Source organism: Bacillus sp. DX4.1 (genome assembly GCF_030348195.1).
Lineage (GTDB): Bacteria > Bacillota > Bacilli > Bacillales > Bacillaceae_G > Bacillus_A.
On record NZ_JAUCFT010000008.1, the window covers coordinates 2,030,865 to 2,049,499 of the forward strand.

An 18,635-nucleotide genomic window follows, 5' to 3' on the forward strand; every position below is an offset into this window, starting at 1 on the left:
AATACACAATAGTATTAGCGTATGAATGTAGTCATTATAATGAAACTGTTGGTTTTAAGCAATTTTCTGATATGCGTTACTGGATGCTTAGAGTTTTGAATACAATCTTGCACCTGTATTGTTCTAAAACAACAGGCTTTACTGAAAATATAGAAAAATAAAAGTACACTGTTGTTTATGTTAAATGCCATATTTATATAATGCATTTGAGTTCCATAAACATTTTATAATTAGACCGACCGATCGGTTTTGGGCATTCATACGATACAATGTTTTTTATCATTATAGGAAATAGCGAAATGGTACACCTCATATGTGTTAACCTTTCAAAAATGTAAGGTTTTTGTCATTTGAATCGATAGAAGGTATTTCTCTGCTTCGGTATGATAGCGATGTAGTCATTAAAGAAACGGAGGGACACCATGAACATTAGGGAATTAGCGTTTCGTAACGTAACGCGAAACCGACGTACATATTCTGCCTATTTTTTAAGTAGTACGTTTGCAATTATGGCCTTTTTTGTATACTCATATTTTGCTTTTCATCCGGCATTAAGTGCAAATCAATTAGGGAAATATGTATTTGTCAGTATGTCGTTTGCACAAGTTATAATTTATGCCTTTACGTTTTTCTTTATTTTATATTCGATGGGAATGTTTTTGAAATCAAGAAAGCGTGAATTAGGGATTTTAATGATGTTAGGAATGACGAGATTCCAATTAAGACGTCTTATCTTTTTTGAAAATGTCATGATTGGGATTGGTGCAATCATAGCAGGTATTATTTGCGGAATTCTATTTTCTGGCGTATTGATTTTCGTAGCACCACTATTGTTAAAGGTAAATCTACCTTTGTCACTTTATTTTCCAACGATGGCTATCGGTGTGACAAGTATTATGTTTTTTATTTTATTTATTATCATTTCGTTCTTTAGTGCAGGAATGATCCGTAAAAATCAAATTATGAAATTATTTAGAGGTTCAGCAAAAGCAAAGCCAGAACCAAAGGCTTCCATTATCGCATCTGTTCTCGCGGTGTTATTACTTGGCGGAGGATACGTAGCGGCATTATCTTCATTTGGTGTAGTGGTCTTCTTTATGCTGATTCCGGTAACAACGATTGTCATTATTGGTACGTATTTGCTGTATAAGCAACTAAGTGTATTTATTATTCGCACATGCAAAAAAAGTAAACGTTTCTACTGGACAAGAACGAATATGATTACTCTTTCTGATTTAGCATATCGAATGAGAGATAATGCACGGATGTTCTTTATCGTAACGATTATTTCGACAGTTGCTTTCTCAGCAATCGGTACGTTAGTTGGATTATCTTCGGTGATGCGAGGGGCGATGGATCAGCCTTATGCATTTAATTATCATTCGAAACAAGGTAACGTAAACGAATCGCAGCATGTGCAGTTCATCGATCAAACGTTAAAGAAATATAATGTTTTCTCTCAAAAAATAAATGTTGTATCCAAACAGAATAAAAGTGAAAGGTCACAAGATATAGCCTTTGTCAAAGAGTCTGATTATAAAAAGTATGCAAAGGCTACAAATGAATTAGCTGTTTCAGTGGAACAAAATAAAGCAATTTTCCTTTCATTTGAAATTCCAATGTCACAAAAACAAGAAAGAAAAACAATCGAACTTCCAAATCAAAATGTATCATTAAAAGTAAAAGAAGTTGATAGCTCTACACTTGGTAAGGTTTTGTCTAGTCACGTATATGTTATTTCAGATGCTCAATATAATGCATTGCAGGTAGGATACAAAGAAGTGAAAGACTATATGTATTATACAAAGGACACGAAAGACCTTTTTGAAGTTGGGAAAGAGCTGACAAATGAATTGCAATCACATCAAGAAAACTCTAGATTTAGTGCAACAGAGTATGAACAGAACGAAGCATTGCAATTCCTAGGACCAATTCTATTCGTAGGATTCTTTATCGGTATTGTGTTCTTCGTTTGTGCAGGTAGTTTTCTATATTTCCGTTTGTTCTCGGATTTAGAGGATGATTGCCGTTTATTTGAATCGATTCGAAAAGTAGGTTTAACAAGCGGAGAACTATCAAAAGTTGTAACAATTCGATTAGCGTTACTATTCTTCGTCCCAATTACAGTTGCGACTGCGCACGGTGCCGTTGCATTAACGACTTTAGGACAAATGTTTGAATACTCGCTTCTGAAAGAAAATATGATTGTTTTAAGTATATTTGTAGGTATTCAAATTGTATATTTCATCATCATCCGATCTCGTTATTTAAAACAATTGAAAGAAAGATTGCATATGAATTAGCAAAAGGAGTCCAGCTTACGGGCTCCTTTAAATAGTGATTTTACAGATGGTTTGATGAACGCCTTTTTCTTCATTATGGCTGAAGAAAAAGGCGTTTTTGTATGTTGAGAAAAAATATAAAACGTATTGCAATGCAGGAAAATAAACGTCTGAAAACGAATGTTACATATATATATGTAAGCGTGTTCATTTCGAGGGCCAAAGTAATAACAATAAACATTAGGAGGGAATTTGATGAACAGTAGTACAGTGAACAAGCAAAAAGGAGTTCAATTAATCCCGTTTACGGTTAATAAAGTGGTAGAACAAGTCAACGAAATTCCGCCAGGTGTACAACTGATTCATGCTCCGCAAGTTTGGGAAAAGAGTGTAAAAGGAAAAGATATTGTTGTGGCTGTGCTAGATACAGGGTGTGATGTAAATCATATTGATTTAAAAGATCGTATTATTAGCGGAAGAAATTTTACTAATGATTACGAAGGCGATCCAAAAGTATATCTTGATAACAATGGACATGGAACGCACGTTGCTGGAACAATTGCAGCAACAGAGAACAGCGCTGGTGTACTCGGTGTTGCGCCGCTTGCTAAATTATTAGTGTTGAAAGTATTAGCAGGAGATGGATCAGGAAGCTATCAACAAATTATTGAGGCGATTGATTATGCGGTACGCTGGAGAGGCCCAAATCAAGAGCGAGTCCGAATTATTTCTATGTCATTAGGCGGATCGGAAGATGTACCAGAGCTACACGAAGTTATTCAGCATGCGGTGAAGCAAGATGTACTCGTTGTATGCGCTGCAGGAAATAACGGAGATTGCAGCGATGAAACAGAGGAATTAGATTTTCCGGGTGCCTATTCAGAAGTTATTGAGGTGGGAGCGGTAAACTTAGAAAGGAAGCTTGCTTGCTTTAGTAACTCGAATCAAGAAATTGATTTAGTAGCTCCTGGAGAAGAAATTCTTTCCACCTATCCGGAAGGGAAATATGCAGTGTTAAGTGGAACATCAATGGCAACACCGCACATAGCAGGTGCATTAGCACTTCTTATTAAACAGTGCGAAAGAGAATATGGCAGAAAATTATCAGAGCCAGAAATTTATGCGCAGTTAATAAAACGAACCGTTCCTCTTGGGTATGAGCGTACATCGGAGGGGAATGGATTAATAGATTTGTTAAAAGAATAGTTGGCATAAAAAAGACATCTCACTCATATGAGATGTCTTTTTTATAGGGTTCTGTAGCTTGTGATACAACGTCTAATAATCCTGGGAACCTAGCGTTTAAATCTTCTGTTCGAATCGAAATAAAACGCTGAGTACCTTCCATACGTGTATGCATGACACCTGATTCACGCAATACTTTGAAGTGATGGGATAAGGTCGATTTTGCAACCGGGATGTTTAAAGCACCGCATGATTGTTCATTTTGCACCATTAACATTTCGACAATTTGTAAACGAATTTGATCGCTAAGTGCATATAAGACAGAAGAAAATTGAATTTCTTCGCGATTTGGATGGTATAGTGTTCGCATTTTTTCACCTGCTTTATTAAGTTCATTTATTTGCACTATAGCATATAACGTGCTACATTTCTATTGTTCGAATATATTCGAACAATAGAAATGTAGGGGGATAAAAGATGAAGTACACGACATTACAAAAAGCAGGATTACAAGTTTCGCAAATAGGTTTGGGGACAAATGCAGTAGGAGGTTATAACTTATTTTCTAATGTAAACGAACTAGAGGGGACAAAAATGATTGAAGAAGCTATTCAGCATGGAATTACGTTTTTAGATACAGCCGATACATACGGATTTGGAAGATCTGAAGAATTAATAGGAGAGACATTAAAAGGTAGAAGATATGATGTTGTACTTGCAACAAAAGGGGGCGTACAGCCACTATCAACTGGTTCCACAAGTATCAATAATGAGCCAAATTATTTGCGAAATGCAGTTGAAAATAGTTTGCGAAGACTACAGACGGATTATATTGACTTATATTATTTACATTTTACTGATCCAGCAACTTCATATGAGGATTCTATCGGAGAACTTGTGCGTTTAAAAGAAGAAGGAAAGATTCGCTCTATTGGAATTTCTAATGTAAATCTAGAGCAATTAGCAGAAGCAAATCAGCATGGGGATATTGATGTATTGCAGTCACCTTATAACATGTTAGATCGAACAGCAGAGAAAGACCTTTTACCATATTGCATGAAGCAAAATATTTCATTTATCCCCTATGGTCCTCTTGCTTTTGGTATTTTAGGAGGTAAATATCCTGAAGACTTGCAATTAGATGAAAAGGATTGGCGTAACAGTATTTCATTATTTGAAGAGAATACATATAAAAAGAACTTTGTAAAAGTTGAAAAACTAAAAGGTTTTGCTCGAGAAAAGGGCACGACAGTCTCAAACATAGCGTTAGCTTGGCTTCGGAATCAAACTGGTATTGATACGGTGATTCCTGGAGGGAAACGAGCAGAGCAAGTAAAAGAAAATGTAAAAGTAGTGGATATAGCATTACATGAGAGCGATTTGAAATATATTCACTCTATTTTAGAGGACTAAATAAAGCAAAACTTTTCTCAGTTAGGGAGGCTTCACCTCCCTCTGAGAATAAGTTGAACCTATCGGGCTCTTACGGACAGTTTATCTCAGGCGAACTACTTTGTTTCTTTCAGAACTTTGAGGTGTGGATTTTACTGCCCGTAAGTATGGGATAAAAAGGCTGTGATTACAGCCCTGGATCTATAGTTGAGGAGATGTTACTAATGAAAAGAATCATGAGCTTATTTTTTATCGTGATGTTTATGATTGGTACAGATACATTTTTGATTTCACCACTTTTACCGACTTTGCAAACAGTATATAGTATCTCTACGGAAATATCTGGTTGGATGGTAAGCGCGTATGCGCTTGGCTATGCACTATTTGCGCTCATTGCAGGGCCTATTTCTGATGGATTAGATCGCAAAAAAGTGATGCTTGGTGGCATGAGCTTTTTTGCGATTAGTACGTTTTTATGCGGGTTAGCACCAAGTTTTTGGTGGATGATTACGTTCCGCTTTTGTGCTGGTGTTAGTGCAGCGTTTGTATCACCACAAATATGGGCATCTATTCCGCTCCTTGTGCCAAAAGAACAGATTGTGAAATGCATTGGGATTGCAACGGCAGGATTATCATTGTCACAACTTCTAGGTTTACCGATTGGAGCTTATTTAGCAGCAGATCACTATGCAACGCCGTTTTTTACAATCGGAATTTGTTCAGCAATACTTGTATTATTCATTTATGTTACGTTACCCAAGCTACGACCAGAACAGACAGAACAACAAAATAAATCGATTATGAATCGTTACAAAGGTTTATTACAGGAGCGAAAAGCTTCATATTCATTTTTTGCGTATTTTCTCTTCCAAACAGGAAATTTTGCAGCATTTTCGTTTTTTGGCGTATGGCTTGCAAGTCAATTTGGATTACAAGTAAGTGAAGTGGGAAGTGCTATGCTTATACTCGGATTAGGGAACTTAACAGGAAATATTTTAGGACCTAAGCTTGTCAAAAAACTTGGTCATGCGTATTCATTTTATGGAGGCATAATACTGATTACGATTTTATATGTAATTTTGCCACATTTGAAACAAATACAATTGGTAGAACTATTTTTCTTTATTTTATTTTTTATTACAGGAATTTTATTTGTTTTAATGATGAGTCAGCTACAACATTTATCTAGTTCGGCAAGAGGGACTGGAGCAGCACTCGCAAACTCTTGTATGTATATCGGACAAACAATAGGGGCAGCAGTTGCAGGACTGTTATTTGCGACATTCCATAGCTTTGTAGCAGTTGGAATATTTACAACTAGCTGCTATGTTATTTCGCTACTGGTATTTAGAAAAAGTGATCGAATAGAACTGGTAGAAAAAAAGCCAATGAGAAAAGCTGTTTTATAAAGTGAAACTTTGATTAGTGGGGGCATCACCCGCTAATCATTAGCCCTCATCAATCGGGCTTTTACGGACAGTTTATTCTCTAGCTAACTTTTTGACTTCCTGCCGAATTTTGAGGTGGGGGTATTATTGCTCGTTAATACGGGATAAAGTGCACAATAAAAATATTATGTTAACAAATATAAGGTGGATATAATAAAAGCACTGTTTTGCATAATTTGCTAAAACAGTGCTTTTCGTTTTGATTGAACGGCTGCAGCATTTTCATCTTGTATTCCAGCTTCAGCAATAATTCGTTTCTTTGCTTTATCTAATAGATGATTCACTGTTTCGCCAAAATAGTTTGCTTCTTGCTTTGTGCGGGCTTCTCGTAAACATCGATAGTTTTCTATCAGTTCCTCTTTTTCAGAGTCTGTTAAGAAATCTTCTACTTTCTTTTTTGTCATACGAAACACCCTTTCTTCTGACAGACGACGCATTTCAGAATATTTATTTCTCATTATAACAATAATTTTTAGCGGAAGTACATATTAACGTCGTAATAGTTTGTCAATTTCTTGTATTTTTTCATCTGCTTTACCAATCTGTGTATTTTTAGCTTGTTCACCGCCAAGTGCTTGATGAAGTAAGAAGGTTTGTCCGGAAATAGCAGTAACGATGGAAACTTTCACAATCTCCTTCACTGTTGTCGCATCAAATAAAACAAGTCCAAGAAGTGCAGCAAGGCTACCAATCAAAATATCAGTGAAAAAACCAAGATGAAAAAATGTTTTTAGACGGCGTGGAAGCAACAATTTGCCTTGATGATTAATAAGATGGGCAACAAAACCGGTAACGCCACCAACGAGAACAGCTGTTAGCCACTGATACATCTCCATCAAATCCACTCCTTTTAGTGAATACAATTCGGTTTATTGCGTCTCCATTCCTCTTTTAATTTTATATACACATATTGAGAAAATTTGGTTTGGCTGCATGTCTGCTCATCTTTATTTTAACAGAAAATTAATATTTATTTCAGTCTATTCTATTGTCAATGCTTTTATTATGATAAATCTAGAAAATGGGATAACGGTGTATCGTATAATCAATACTACTTATGGTTTCATGTATTAGAAGGTGAAATCAACCATCGTGGGTAAATAAGAACAATAAAAAAACATATCTGAAAATTTCGTGAAATGAAGTAGCTTTTCAAAATGAAATTATATATAATGAGATTAATTATAAAAAGAACGGAGTGATGTATAATGGCGATTATTTATATGAATGTAACAGCGAATACAAAGGTGGATGGAAAGAGCGGTACTTTGTAAAGAATCGCTAAGTCCTTCCACTGGGCTCATAATAGGGAGGATACAAAGTTGAATCAAAATCGTTTAGAATCGTTTGGATGGGATTCTTTTTTTGAAGATCAATCTTTAGAACAATATGAAGTAGGACGCATTTTACTAGAACATAAACACATGTATCGTGTGATGTGTGAGGATGGAGAATGTGTCGCGGAATTATCAGGAAAGTTTCGTCATGAGACACTAGTAAAAGGTAATTATCCAGCAGTTGGTGACTGGGTGCATATAAAGAAAATACAAGATGAAAATAAGGCGATTATTCACGGTGTTTTTCCGAGAAGAAGCTCCTTTTCTAGACAAGCAGCTGGTGAGAAAACAGTAGAACAGATCATCGCAGCAAATGTCGATTATCTCTTCTTAGTGAATGCACTAAATGCTGACTTTAATGTGAGACGAATTGAGCGTTATTTATTATTAGCATATGAAAGCGGTGCCGCGCCTGTTATTGTGTTAACAAAGAGTGACCTATGTAAAGATGTAGAACAAAAGATACTGGAAACAGAAGCGGTTGCAATAGGTGTTCCCATCTTTGCCGTTGATAGTGTGCAGCAAGAGGGCATTCATTCATTACAGCAATTTGTAGCTTCCGGAAAAACGATTGCTCTTGTTGGCTCATCTGGTGCAGGGAAATCAACGTTGTTAAATGCTTTAATAGGGAGCGAAGTTGCAAAGACAAGTGGTATTCGTGAAGGAGATAGTAAGGGGAGGCATACAACGACCCATCGTGAGTTGTTTCAATTGCCAAATGGTGGATTAGTTGTTGATACACCTGGAATGCGGGAACTACAACTTTGGGAAGGAAGCGGTGCGATTCATGCAGCGTTCTCTGATATTGAAGAGGTAGCGAAAGAGTGTCGTTTTCGTGATTGTGAACATGAAAACGAACCGGGTTGTGCAGTTCGCTCGGCCATTGATAACGGTGTTTTAGCAGCAAATCGTTTGTTGAATTATAAAAAACTCCAAAGAGAAATTTCTTATGCTATGAGAAAACAAGATCCGATTCTTGCTCGTGCTGAGCGAGAGAAATGGAAAAAGATGACGAAGCAGCATAGGAAAAAATAGTAAACTAAAAACCAAAGGCCTCTGTAGGAAGCCTTTGGTTTTTAGTCATGAGATCGCATGTTAATTAAGAAATTTAAAGTGAATCGTGAAAAAAGGTAGACAACTATATCCACTTGTTATTAAAATAAAGTCGGAAAATAGAGGGATTTGTCATATGAGTGTATAATTCTTTATAAGAAAACTATGTAAAAAGGAGACAAGTATGGGAGCTTATTGGGGAGAGAAGAAGCATTCCTGGCTTAGTTATGCTTCATTTTGGTTAAGTATTTCATTTTTCCTTATCTTTTTGATTGAAGTGTTTGTACTTAAGACACTTTTAAATAGTTCAACCGGTGTGGTACACATGATTAAATATTTTTATTTCATATTTGTACCATTAAACCTTATCCTTAGTGTAAGGCTACTGCTTAAAAAGAATGAAAAAAAGATATTGCCGATATTTAGTTTTATCGTGTCATTATTATTTACAAGTTTTATCGTCGTATTAGCTTTAGCTGCGGCGGGTAAAATATTTTAAAGAAAACAGGAATGATAAAAATCATTCCTGTTTTTTTCTTTGAAATTCATTCGTGAGTAGAAGTTTTGCTATGTATATAATAGGCAGATGAATACGGTAAGAGAGGGGATATATGGTACAATAAGTGTGTAAGTGATAGAGAAAAAGGGTATATAAAATACTCATTGTTTTTTAGTAAGAGAGGGGTTATCTTATGCTACACGAGACTTTGATGTCATTATTTCAAGTTGCTCCAATTGAAGATGGAAAAAACGGCTGGAAATATGTAATCCAAGAAAAGGATAGCAAGTATTCACTTGTTGATTCTGTATCCACAGCACATATGAATGTGGAATTATTTTTTAATGAATATGATGAGCTGCGTCTTACTTTATATAAAGACGGTCACCCAATTACAACAATACAGCGTATAGCGATTTTAAAAGCTGAGTTAGAAGATGATGAAGATGGCATTCGATTTGTTTTAGAACGTATGCCAAGTCGAATGATTCGCTTACAATTACAACCATTTCTTGCAATAGAAATGGGGCTGTATTGGGAAGTATGTGAAGACTGTGAATGAAAAAGCATCCGTGCATAGCGGATGCTTTTTACGTCTTTTGTAATTGTTTGAAAGCGATAATGGGAAGCAGTATGATACTGACCCACCCGATGATAGGGTACAAAATGTGAAGAAGTTCACTGTAGCCGATATAGCTAAAGCAATAACTGATGAGTAAAATAAAATAAATAATGGTGTTATTTTTCCAACCTGTGATGGATTGCATTTGTTTTGTCATACCAAATATATTGCCGACTAGTGTTGTAAACACTTCTCCAAAAATAATTAAAACGAAAAAGAAATGAAAAGTAGCATTAAAACGGCGTACTACTTCTGCCATTGGAATGTTGTATTGGTAAAATTGCTCCACAGATAAAATGGCTAAATGGCTGCATAATAGAATGAAACATAGTCCAGCCCCTCCTAAAATACCACCCCACCAAATGGCCTTTCGATCTTTCACTTCACTTGCTAACGGTACAAGAACACTTTGGGCGAGAGATAGATTTAAGGCGACATATGTAATCGGACTTGTAATCCATTTCATATTCCAACTTTCAGCAGGAACAACGTTAAGTATCGGTGTTGTACCATGAATAAACGTTGTAATGGAAAGCCCGATAATGAAAATCATCATGATGGGAACTACGAGTGTATTCACTTCAAATACGCCTTGTAGTCCGCGGCTCCCTATGACGATACAAGCGAGTATCGTTATAAAAATACCAAGCTGTCTTGGAAGGCGAAGCTGTTCTTCAAATACGGCCCCAGCACCTGAAAGCATCACGCTTGTTACACCAAACAGAACAAGTAGCAATAAAGTATTTACAACATTTCCAAATACATCACCAAATAAATATCTATTAAATTCCTGTGCAGAAAACGCCCCGATTTGTGAAGAAAGTAGCATCATCTTCGTACCTAACCAAATAAAAAAAAATCCGCTCACGCATATGCCTATTGTTCCGTAGATACCGTTTATCGTAAAGAACTCGACAATTTCTCGTCCCGTTGCAAATCCAGCTCCGACGACAGTCCCGATATAAGTAGCAGCAACCTTTTTGGCTACCTGCCATTGCTGATTATCCATGCGATCCCTCTTTCTACTATGATGGGCTTGACTTACTACATGCATATGAGCAAGCTTGGACAATTAGACATGAGAAGTGAAAGAAAGGTTACATCTTTTTCTGAAGGCTGTGGGAATATTAATGTTGGTGAATGATCTATCTCTAATATTCTGTCGAGCTGTTTGAAGGAGGGCATTTTATCCCGCTATTTGCGGGCCGTAATGCTGCTTCCTACCTCAAGGCAGGAAGTAAAGAAGTTAGGTGGGAGAAACTGCCCGTAAAAGCTCGATTGGTGAGGGCTAATGATCAGTAGGAGATGAAGAAAACCCCACTGATCAAAGTTTCACTTTATTGGATTACTGTTAAAACTTTGTGACATATATGCGAATGGTTTGGGTGAGCAGGAAAAGTATGGTACAATAAATGTGTATTATTAAAAGATAATAATTCTAAAATAATAAGAGGAGTGGATAGAATGAGTACAAAAACAAATGTTGTTGAAGTATTAAACAAACAGGTAGCAAACTGGAATGTGTTATATGTAAAAATACATAACTATCACTGGTATGTTACAGGGCCACACTTCTTTACATTACATGAAAAATTCGAAGAGTTTTATACAGAAGCCGCAACATACATTGATGAATTAGCAGAGCGTATTTTAGCATTAGAAGGAAAACCATTAGCAACAATGAAAGAGTATTTAGAAACATCTACTGTACATGAAGGTACAAGTAAAGAATCAGCAGAAGAAATGGTACAAACGCTCGTAAATGATTACTCTGCACTGATTCAAGAGTTAAAAGAAGGTATGGAAATAGCAGGTGAGGCTGGAGATGAAACGTCAGCAGATATGTTATTAGCTATTCATACGACATTAGAACAACATGTTTGGATGCTAAGTGCGTTCTTAAAATAACACTGCAGAGCCCTATTGAAAGAATTTTCAATAGGGCTTTTTTGTAAGTTTTAAGCTTTCCTTTTATGGTATAATATAGTAAAAAGGAGGCGATGGAATGTTTCGCTTTTTCAGAACTGGAAAAGAGGAGAGGATGATTACAAAAGATGAGTTAGAGCAAGCGATGGCGAAGTTTCTTGAAAAGAATGCTAGCATTGTATATACGGTGTTAGTCAATGAAGATTATACAGTGAATTATGACTTGTTAAAACCATATTTACCGGCATTTCCTACAAATACGTTCATTATAACGAAGGAAACGCTTGAAGTATTTGAACATACATTAGAAAATATTGAATTAGTAAAAGAAATTGATGTGGTGCAGCGTGCGGTCGATCAATATGTAACTGAAAAAGAAAGATTTCCAGTTGTAGAAGACGACGCTGATCGTTTAATATGTGGAATGAAATTAGCACCCTATTTAGAGCGTGTGTTAAAGAGAAAGTTATATATTTCAGAGAAGCATTATTTAGTATCGAGCCAACCAGATAAAAGTAAAAAGAATATTGTATAACAAAAAAACAACAATGAAATATTGTTGTTTTTTTGTTTGCAAGGGAATTTACCTCGCAAAAGCCCGATTGGTGAGGGCTAAGGATCAGTGGGGGATGAAGAAAACCCCCACTGATCCAAGTTTCACTTTATTGTAAATCAAAAGCGTCTGCCAATAAACGATAAGATTTTAGTTTATCCTCAAAATCATGGGTAATCGTTACAATCATAAATTCTTCCGTATTGTAAGCTTGACTCAACTCTAGAATTTGTTCTTTTACTTGTGCTTGATTTCCTACAATCATACGTTGACGATTTTCTTTAATACGGAATAAGTCATACGTGCTATAGGAATAGTTTTGAGCGGTTTCAATAGAAGGAGTGCCAGTTGTACGCATTCCTTGTTCGAGTAAAAGAATCGATAAGTCAAGACTAGAAGCAATTCTTTCTGCTTCTTCAGTTGTTTCTCCGCAAACGACAAAAATAGAAACAATTGATTGTGGTTTATCACCTAAGAAAGATGGTTGAAATTGATCTTGATATGCTTTCATTACTTCCGGGCCACCATATCCGTTAATAAACTGAGCAAATGCAAAAGAAGCCCCTTGCTTTGCAGCAACCATTGCGCTTTCTCCACTTGATCCAAGCATCCATAGTTCAGGAGCAGTTGGGATAACAGGAGCAGCTTGAAGGTTAGCAAATTGATGATTGCCTGGCACTTTATCATGTAAGTACATTGCTACATCTTGAATTTGTTCTGGATAATGGTCGAGTGAAATCATTTTTCCTTCTTGTAGTGCACGCGTTGCAATTGGCATACCGCCTGGTGCTCGTCCAACCCCAAGATCGATTCGGTTTGGATAAAGCGCTTCTAGTACACGAAAGTTTTCAGCCACTTTATAAGAGCTATAGTGAGGAAGCATAACGCCACCAGAACCGACGCGAATACGATTTGTTTTTGCTGCAATATGAGAAATAAGTATTTCTGGACTTGATCCAGCTAAACTTACAGAGTTGTGATGTTCGGATACCCAAAAACGAGTAAAACCAAGTTTTTCAACCTCTTGAGCGAGTTGTACAGTATTTGAAAAAGCCTCAGTCGGTGTACTACCCTCTGAAATAGGAGATTGATCTAATACGCTTAATTTAATCATCATATATACCTCTCTATCTTAATGTACATTCTATTATATATTTCCTTACGAAAAATGCGTAAGGAAATGCTCAAAATAAAAAGCGAATGCTTTCACATCCGCTTTTAGTGAGAAATACCACGTTCGTAATGATTCATTTCCACTAAGTTTAGAATATATTCGTAGTTATCGATTGCCATCTTAATTTGATTACGATCTTCTTCTGTTAAATTCACGCTTGTAAGTTGTTTACATAACAGTTGTTTTTTCAGTTCTAATTGTTTTTTTGTTTCACGATAGTCGTAAGTACGTTTCATTTTTACCATCCCTTTCCTTACAGTACCTATCTATACCTTTATTATATGGCAAGAGAGAAGGGATGAGAGCAAATTTTAATGAATTTTTAGTGAATATTCAGAAAAAAGTTGTGTTATGTTCTACTATACTTTTGAATACAATGCAGTGAATTACTGTTCTGTATTTATGAAGTAAGGGGTGGGATGATGCAAGAGCCTATGCAATCCCGTTTCACAATAGATGAAATGCTACGAATAATCGATAAGGGTTTACCAAAAACGACACATCCAAAGCATATTCTCATTATTGGTGCTGGAATGGCCGGCTTAGTATCGGCCTCGTTATTAAAAAACGCTGGGCATCATGTGAAAATTTTAGAAGCAAATTGCCGAGTAGGAGGCAGAATAGAGACTGTTAGAATGGAAGATACAGGGTTATACCTAGATGTCGGAGCAATGCGTATTCCGTATATACATACGCTTACGATGGCGTATATAAAAAAGTTTGGGTTACAAGTCAATCCATTTATCAATCGAAATGAGACTGATATTATTTATGCGAATGGTAGAAAAACAACCTTACAGCAATATGAAAAAGATCCAAGTATATTGCGATATCCAGTTGCGATGAATGAAGAAGGAAAAACGTCAGAGGAGCTATTGTTATTGGCTGTTCAGCCGATTATTGATTTTGTTAAAATAGATCCCGATAAGAACTGGGCAATTGTTGAAAAGGATTTTGGAAAGTATTCAACAGCGCAATTCTTAAAACATCATCCGTATCAGTATAATACGTACTTTTCACCAGTAACGATTGAGATGATTGGTGTGCTATTAGATTTAGAAGGTTTTTTAGAAAGGGCATTTGTTGAAACATTACGTTTTATATATATATTGCAGCAGGAAAATGGCTTTTGTGAAATTACAGGAGGCAATGATCAGCTTCCAAAAGCTTTTTTACCGCAGTTACAGGAGAATATTGTTTACAATCAAAAATTAATGAAGCTTCATCAACACGATAAAGGGGTGACCGCTTATTGTAGGAATGAGGAAACATTTGAATACAGCAGCATAACGGGTGATGTAGTGATTATTACAATTCCTTTTTCTACAATGCGCTTTGTTGAAATTGAGCCATTTGACTCTGTGTCACATGAAAAGTGGAAAGCAATTCGTGAACTACATTATATGGCGGCTACGAAAATAGGGATTCAATTCAAAAGTCGTTTTTGGGAAGAGCAGGGGCAAATGGGAGGGAGAATCATTACAGATTTACCAATCCGATATGCGTATTATCCAAGCCATGGTATTGGATCTAAGGGACCTGCTATTATGCTAGGGAGTTATACATGGTCGTATGATGCATTGCTTTGGGATGGGCAATCAAAAGGTGACCGTATTTATTATACATTACAAAATTTAGCGACTATATTGGGTGGTCAAGTATACGATGAATTTATGGCAGGTATAGCAAAAAATTGGACATTAGATCCTTATGCATTAGGAGGATTTGCAATCTTTCAAGCTGGCCAAGAATCAGAACTACAGTCTGCGATTGTAAAACCAGAAGGGAAAATTTACTTTGCAGGAGACCATACAACGCTGTACCATGGCTGGATACAAGGAGCGATTGAATCAGGAATACGTGCTGCGGCAGAGGTGAATCAATTACGAGTAAATAAGTGAAAACTAAATTCTTATTTCTAGATTGATTTTGATGAAAATTCAGAAAAATATTTACTAGATGTTCCTCTTTATATATCATTATATATAAAGGAAAAGTTAGGAGTGTTTTATATGGATCCATTGCTATTCGATTTCCCTTCTGAATTTTACACAAAAAGGCTCCTCATACGGATGCCAAAACCAGGGGATGGAAAAGCGGTATATCAAGCTATAAATGAATCTCTAGATGAATTAAAACCGTGGATGGTTTTTGCACAAAAGGAACAAACGGAGCAAGAAATAGAAGCGAGTATAAGAAAATCCCACATCCAATTTTTACAACGTGAGGACTTGCGACTGCTTGTTTTTTTGAGAGAAACAGGTGAATTTATTGCATCTTCTGGTCTACACCGTATTAATTGGGAGGTACCCCGGTTTGAAATCGGTTATTGGATCGATTCTCGTTTTAGCGGGAAAGGGTACATGACAGAAGCAGTTAAAGGGATTGTAGAGTTTGCTTTTACCGAATTAAAAGCAAACCGGTTGGAAATTCGCTGTGATTCCAAAAACGTAAAAAGTCGCGCCATACCAGAAAGATTAGGATTTAAACTGGAAGGGATTTTAGAAAGTCACAGTGTAGCTGTGGATGGCACGGGATTAGGAGATACGTGCGTGTTTGCTAAGAGAAGGTAGAGCTTATATATAAATACAAATTAAAAAACCGACATAAAACCCTTCTTTTTAGGTGGGAGAGAGCATCCGGCCATGCATAGAGGCGATCAGATCCTTTTCCTGCCCCAGACATAGTGAAAACAAAGAGAGAAAACGAGTGTAGGTCACCTTTTGTTATCCATAGCCGCGGCTATATGTAGAAAAATCAAAATGGATTTATATAGTAATTGTTTTATAATCTTTATCCAGCTTAAATATGAAAATCCTAGAATAAATGCCTATAAAAAGGAGATTGTTTTATGTGGTATCTATCATTCGTTTCGCTCCTTTAATAATAAAAAAGCACAAACCATGAATACTACGAGGTTTGTGCTTTTTTATTACAAAATCTTCATCACGGTACAGGATGCCCATTAGAGCTTTCAAAGATTGTAAACCATTGTTGACGATCTAGTGTAAGTTTTGTTGCTTCAACAGCGGTTTTTACACGAACAAGTTTACCAGAACCGACAATTGGTATCATGTTTGCTGGATGAGCAAGTAGCCATGCGTACATGACAGAATCGATTCCATCTACGCCTAAATCATTTGCGATTTTTTGTAATGTTTCACGCAAACGTACAGCACGTTCACTTTCACCTTTAAAGATTTCTCCACCTGCAAGAGGTGACCAAATCATTGGGGCGATGCGTTTTTCTTGGCATTGGTCAATTGTACCTTTTTCAAAATGTTCGAGCTGCATAGGAGAAACTTCAATCTGATTTGTGATGAGAGGAAAATCTAAATACGAACTCAACATATTTAATTGAGAGGGTAAAAAGTTCGATACGCCAAAGTGACGTACTTTTCCATCTTGTTTTAAACGAGAGAAAGCTTTTGCTACTTCTGCTGGATCCATAAATGGGTCGGGACGATGAATGAGCAATACATCAATATAATCTGTATGTAAGTTTTTAAGAGACTGTTCAGCACTTTGTACAATATGGTCGGCACTTGTATTATAGTGAGCGACATATCGATCTGGAAATTTAGGTGATGGGGGAGCGATTCCACATTTCGTAATAATTTGCATTTGATCACGTAAATGGGGTTTTAACTGCAGTGCTTCACCAAATAATGATTCGCACGTATAACCTCCGTAAATATCAGCATGATCGAACGTTGTAATTCCCATTTCCATACAAGATTCAACAAAAGACAGTAATTCTTGGTCTGACATATTCCAATCTGCTAAACGCCAAAAACCTTGAATAATGCGAGAAAATTCGAGGTTATTAGCCATTTGAATTCGTTCCATGTGGATAGGTCCTCCTTGATGATTAATGTTAGTTTTCATTCATGAAAAGGCTTTCTTGTTCGGTAATATTATATAGTTATTAGAATGTACTTACAACAAATAAGTTTCACTATAAAAGCAAGCTTTTAATGTATGGTATAATATACAAATATTTATCCCGCTCTAAAGGGTAGTAAGCCTTCCACTTCAAAATTTTGAGGGATCAAAAAAGTTAGGTGGAGGACACTGTCCGTAAGAGCCTAATTGATTCAACTAGCCTTCAGCTAAAATTATGCTGAAGGAAGTTTCACTTTATAGTCATAAGGAGCTGCACAAAATGATTCCAGTAACAATATTAACGGGATTTCTCGGTTCAGGGAAAACAACGTTATTAAATCGTATTTTGTCTGAAGAGCACGGTAAGAAACTAGCGGTTATTGTAAATGAGATTGGTCAAATCGGCATCGATAATCAACTAATTATGAATGTTGAAGAAGAAATCATGGAAATGACGAATGGCTGTCTATGCTGCACAGTACGTGAAGATTTGCTAGTTGCGTTAAAACAGTTATTAGATGTTAGAGCGGAAGGGAAAATGGATTTTGATGGTTTGGTGATAGAGACGACAGGGCTTGCGAATCCAGGACCAATTATTCAAACGTTCTTTTTAGACCCGGTTATTCAATCAGCGTACCAAATTAATGGTGTCATTACGGTAGTGGATAGCTATCATATACATAAGCACTTTGAAAAGGGATTAGAGGCAAAAGAACAAATTGCCTTTGCTGATATGGTCTTAGTGAATAAATTAGATTTAATTGAAGAAGCAGAGAAAGAGAATCTACTCACTGAACTACAAGGAATAAACCCAACTGCAAAAATGATTCCAACGACTAACTGTGAAGTAGATATCCCTGCATTACTAGAAATACAAACGTTTAAAACACGTGATACATTAGAAATTTATCCACATAAAGAGCATTATCATTTAGAAGGTGTAAAATCATTTGTATTACGTGAAGAGCGTCCGTTAGATCTACAGAAGCTGAATGAATGGATGTCAGCTGTTGTTCAAGAATTAGGAGAATATTTATACCGTTATAAAGGGATTTTATCAATAGATGGAGTAGATCGTCGTATCGTTTTTCAAGGTGTTCATACATTATTTGCTGCCTCCTATGACCGGGAGTGGCAAGAGGGAGAAGAGCGTGTAAGTGAAGTTGTCTTCATAGGAAAAGATATTAATAAAGAATGGTTTCAAGAGCATTTTCAAGAATGTATTAAATAAGCCTGCTTTATTATCAAGACCTAAATTTTAAAAATGCTTGAAAAATAA

The 18,635-nt window shown here is 36.3% G+C and carries 19 protein-coding genes; 12 read left to right on the forward strand and 7 right to left on the reverse strand.

The features are described from left to right. The first annotated feature begins 422 nt into the window (after positions 1-422). Both QUF99_RS13230 and QUF99_RS13235 read left to right on the forward strand, forming a co-directional pair. The gene (locus QUF99_RS13230; protein WP_289370627.1) at positions 423-2,303 is read left to right on the forward strand and encodes an FtsX-like permease family protein; all 1,881 of its coding nucleotides are present in this window, start codon (positions 423-425) and stop codon (positions 2,301-2,303) included. 234 nt (positions 2,304-2,537) lie between these two features. Next, positions 2,538-3,488 (forward strand): S8 family peptidase, encoded by a 951-nt coding sequence (locus tag QUF99_RS13235; RefSeq protein ID WP_289370628.1) that lies wholly within the window; start codon positions 2,538-2,540, stop codon positions 3,486-3,488. Positions 3,489-3,507: 19 nt separating this feature from the next. On the opposite strand, the gene QUF99_RS13240 is transcribed toward QUF99_RS13235, so the two are convergent. Then, complete coding sequence (locus tag QUF99_RS13240; RefSeq protein WP_289370630.1) at positions 3,508-3,837, reverse strand: ArsR/SmtB family transcription factor; 330 nt, start codon at positions 3,835-3,837, stop codon at positions 3,508-3,510. Between the two features lie 107 nt (positions 3,838-3,944). On the opposite strand from QUF99_RS13240, the gene QUF99_RS13245 reads away from it, so the two are divergent. Beyond that, entirely contained in the window at positions 3,945-4,880 is a 936-nt protein-coding gene (locus tag QUF99_RS13245) for an aldo/keto reductase (RefSeq protein ID WP_289370631.1), read from the forward strand. A 203-nt stretch (positions 4,881-5,083) separates the two neighbouring features. After that, positions 5,084-6,268 carry an MFS transporter gene (locus tag QUF99_RS13250; RefSeq protein WP_289370632.1) on the forward strand — a complete coding sequence of 395 codons (1,185 nt, stop codon included), beginning with the start codon at positions 5,084-5,086 and terminating at the stop codon, positions 6,266-6,268. A 218-nt stretch (positions 6,269-6,486) separates the two neighbouring features. Here QUF99_RS13250 and QUF99_RS13255 read toward each other — a convergent pair whose 3' ends face one another. Further along, positions 6,487-6,711: a hypothetical protein gene (locus tag QUF99_RS13255; RefSeq protein WP_289370633.1), complete on the reverse strand. Its 225-nt coding sequence runs from the start codon at positions 6,709-6,711 to the stop codon at positions 6,487-6,489. Positions 6,712-6,795: 84 nt separating this feature from the next. Beyond that, entirely contained in the window at positions 6,796-7,143 is a 348-nt protein-coding gene (locus tag QUF99_RS13260) for a DUF4257 domain-containing protein (RefSeq protein ID WP_289370634.1), read from the reverse strand. A gap of 600 nt (positions 7,144-7,743) precedes the next feature. Between QUF99_RS13260 and rsgA the strand changes: the two genes are divergently transcribed. The 3 genes from rsgA (at position 7,744) to QUF99_RS13275 (ending at position 9,758) form a co-directional block, all read left to right on the forward strand. Continuing rightward, positions 7,744-8,679, forward strand: coding sequence for a ribosome small subunit-dependent GTPase A (rsgA, locus tag QUF99_RS13265; protein ID WP_483298627.1), 936 nt, complete (start codon positions 7,744-7,746; stop codon positions 8,677-8,679). Positions 8,680-8,881: 202 nt separating this feature from the next. Continuing rightward, a complete protein-coding gene (locus QUF99_RS13270; protein WP_289370636.1) occupies positions 8,882-9,196 on the forward strand; it encodes a hypothetical protein in 315 nt (104 codons plus the stop codon). Positions 9,197-9,389: 193 nt separating this feature from the next. Beyond that, positions 9,390-9,758 carry a DUF3979 family protein gene (locus tag QUF99_RS13275; protein ID WP_289370637.1) on the forward strand — a complete coding sequence of 123 codons (369 nt, stop codon included), beginning with the start codon at positions 9,390-9,392 and terminating at the stop codon, positions 9,756-9,758. A gap of 28 nt (positions 9,759-9,786) precedes the next feature. On the opposite strand, the gene QUF99_RS13280 is transcribed toward QUF99_RS13275, so the two are convergent. Beyond that, the gene (locus QUF99_RS13280) at positions 9,787-10,827 is read right to left on the reverse strand and encodes a YkvI family membrane protein (RefSeq protein ID WP_289370638.1); all 1,041 of its coding nucleotides are present in this window, start codon (positions 10,825-10,827) and stop codon (positions 9,787-9,789) included. Positions 10,828-11,282: 455 nt separating this feature from the next. Here QUF99_RS13280 and QUF99_RS13285 point away from each other — a divergent pair, with 455 nt between their 5' ends. Beyond that, positions 11,283-11,726 carry a Dps family protein gene (locus QUF99_RS13285; RefSeq protein WP_289370639.1) on the forward strand — a complete coding sequence of 148 codons (444 nt, stop codon included), beginning with the start codon at positions 11,283-11,285 and terminating at the stop codon, positions 11,724-11,726. Positions 11,727-11,823: 97 nt separating this feature from the next. Continuing rightward, on the forward strand, positions 11,824-12,279 hold the full coding sequence (locus QUF99_RS13290; protein WP_289370640.1) for a DUF3939 domain-containing protein: 456 nt from the start codon (positions 11,824-11,826) through the stop codon (positions 12,277-12,279). A gap of 127 nt (positions 12,280-12,406) precedes the next feature. On the opposite strand, the gene QUF99_RS13295 is transcribed toward QUF99_RS13290, so the two are convergent. Beyond that, positions 12,407-13,411 (reverse strand): LLM class flavin-dependent oxidoreductase, encoded by a 1,005-nt coding sequence (locus tag QUF99_RS13295; RefSeq protein WP_289370642.1) that lies wholly within the window; start codon positions 13,409-13,411, stop codon positions 12,407-12,409. A gap of 104 nt (positions 13,412-13,515) precedes the next feature. Next, a complete protein-coding gene (locus QUF99_RS13300; protein ID WP_289370643.1) occupies positions 13,516-13,707 on the reverse strand; it encodes a DUF3896 family protein in 192 nt (63 codons plus the stop codon). A 186-nt stretch (positions 13,708-13,893) separates the two neighbouring features. Here QUF99_RS13300 and QUF99_RS13305 point away from each other — a divergent pair, with 186 nt between their 5' ends. Further along, the gene (locus QUF99_RS13305; RefSeq protein WP_289370645.1) at positions 13,894-15,372 is read left to right on the forward strand and encodes a flavin monoamine oxidase family protein; all 1,479 of its coding nucleotides are present in this window, start codon (positions 13,894-13,896) and stop codon (positions 15,370-15,372) included. Between the two features lie 111 nt (positions 15,373-15,483). Then, positions 15,484-16,044: a GNAT family N-acetyltransferase gene (locus tag QUF99_RS13310; protein ID WP_289370646.1), complete on the forward strand. Its 561-nt coding sequence runs from the start codon at positions 15,484-15,486 to the stop codon at positions 16,042-16,044. A gap of 373 nt (positions 16,045-16,417) precedes the next feature. Here QUF99_RS13310 and QUF99_RS13315 read toward each other — a convergent pair whose 3' ends face one another. Then, positions 16,418-17,320 (reverse strand): aldo/keto reductase, encoded by a 903-nt coding sequence (locus tag QUF99_RS13315; RefSeq protein WP_289370648.1) that lies wholly within the window; start codon positions 17,318-17,320, stop codon positions 16,418-16,420. A 316-nt stretch (positions 17,321-17,636) separates the two neighbouring features. Between QUF99_RS13315 and QUF99_RS13320 the strand changes: the two genes are divergently transcribed. Beyond that, a complete protein-coding gene (locus tag QUF99_RS13320) occupies positions 17,637-18,587 on the forward strand; it encodes a CobW family GTP-binding protein (protein WP_289370649.1) in 951 nt (316 codons plus the stop codon). Positions 18,588-18,635: the final 48 nt, after the last annotated feature.

Bases quoted from the DNA above. Each gene is read 5' to 3' on its own strand.
- QUF99_RS13240 (WP_289370630.1), bottom strand. From the start codon at position 3,837: ATGCGAACACTATACCATCCAAATCGCGAAGAAATTCAATTTTCTTCT.
- QUF99_RS13270 (WP_289370636.1), top strand. From the start codon at position 8,882: ATGGGAGCTTATTGGGGAGAGAAGAAGCATTCCTGGCTTAGTTATGCT.
- QUF99_RS13285 (WP_289370639.1), top strand. From the start codon at position 11,283: ATGAGTACAAAAACAAATGTTGTTGAAGTATTAAACAAACAGGTAGCA.
- QUF99_RS13260 (WP_289370634.1), bottom strand. From the start codon at position 7,143: ATGGAGATGTATCAGTGGCTAACAGCTGTTCTCGTTGGTGGCGTTACC.
- QUF99_RS13275 (WP_289370637.1), top strand. From the start codon at position 9,390: ATGCTACACGAGACTTTGATGTCATTATTTCAAGTTGCTCCAATTGAA.
- QUF99_RS13315 (WP_289370648.1), bottom strand. From the start codon at position 17,320: ATGGAACGAATTCAAATGGCTAATAACCTCGAATTTTCTCGCATTATT.
- rsgA (WP_483298627.1), top strand. From the start codon at position 7,744: ATGTGTGAGGATGGAGAATGTGTCGCGGAATTATCAGGAAAGTTTCGT.
- QUF99_RS13230 (WP_289370627.1), top strand. From the start codon at position 423: ATGAACATTAGGGAATTAGCGTTTCGTAACGTAACGCGAAACCGACGT.
- QUF99_RS13255 (WP_289370633.1), bottom strand. From the start codon at position 6,711: ATGACAAAAAAGAAAGTAGAAGATTTCTTAACAGACTCTGAAAAAGAG.
- QUF99_RS13245 (WP_289370631.1), top strand. From the start codon at position 3,945: ATGAAGTACACGACATTACAAAAAGCAGGATTACAAGTTTCGCAAATA.
- QUF99_RS13290 (WP_289370640.1), top strand. From the start codon at position 11,824: ATGTTTCGCTTTTTCAGAACTGGAAAAGAGGAGAGGATGATTACAAAA.
- QUF99_RS13310 (WP_289370646.1), top strand. From the start codon at position 15,484: ATGGATCCATTGCTATTCGATTTCCCTTCTGAATTTTACACAAAAAGG.
- QUF99_RS13295 (WP_289370642.1), bottom strand. From the start codon at position 13,411: ATGATTAAATTAAGCGTATTAGATCAATCTCCTATTTCAGAGGGTAGT.
- QUF99_RS13305 (WP_289370645.1), top strand. From the start codon at position 13,894: ATGCAAGAGCCTATGCAATCCCGTTTCACAATAGATGAAATGCTACGA.
- QUF99_RS13280 (WP_289370638.1), bottom strand. From the start codon at position 10,827: ATGGATAATCAGCAATGGCAGGTAGCCAAAAAGGTTGCTGCTACTTAT.
- QUF99_RS13320 (WP_289370649.1), top strand. From the start codon at position 17,637: ATGATTCCAGTAACAATATTAACGGGATTTCTCGGTTCAGGGAAAACA.
- QUF99_RS13235 (WP_289370628.1), top strand. From the start codon at position 2,538: ATGAACAGTAGTACAGTGAACAAGCAAAAAGGAGTTCAATTAATCCCG.
- QUF99_RS13300 (WP_289370643.1), bottom strand. From the start codon at position 13,707: ATGAAACGTACTTACGACTATCGTGAAACAAAAAAACAATTAGAACTG.
- QUF99_RS13250 (WP_289370632.1), top strand. From the start codon at position 5,084: ATGAAAAGAATCATGAGCTTATTTTTTATCGTGATGTTTATGATTGGT.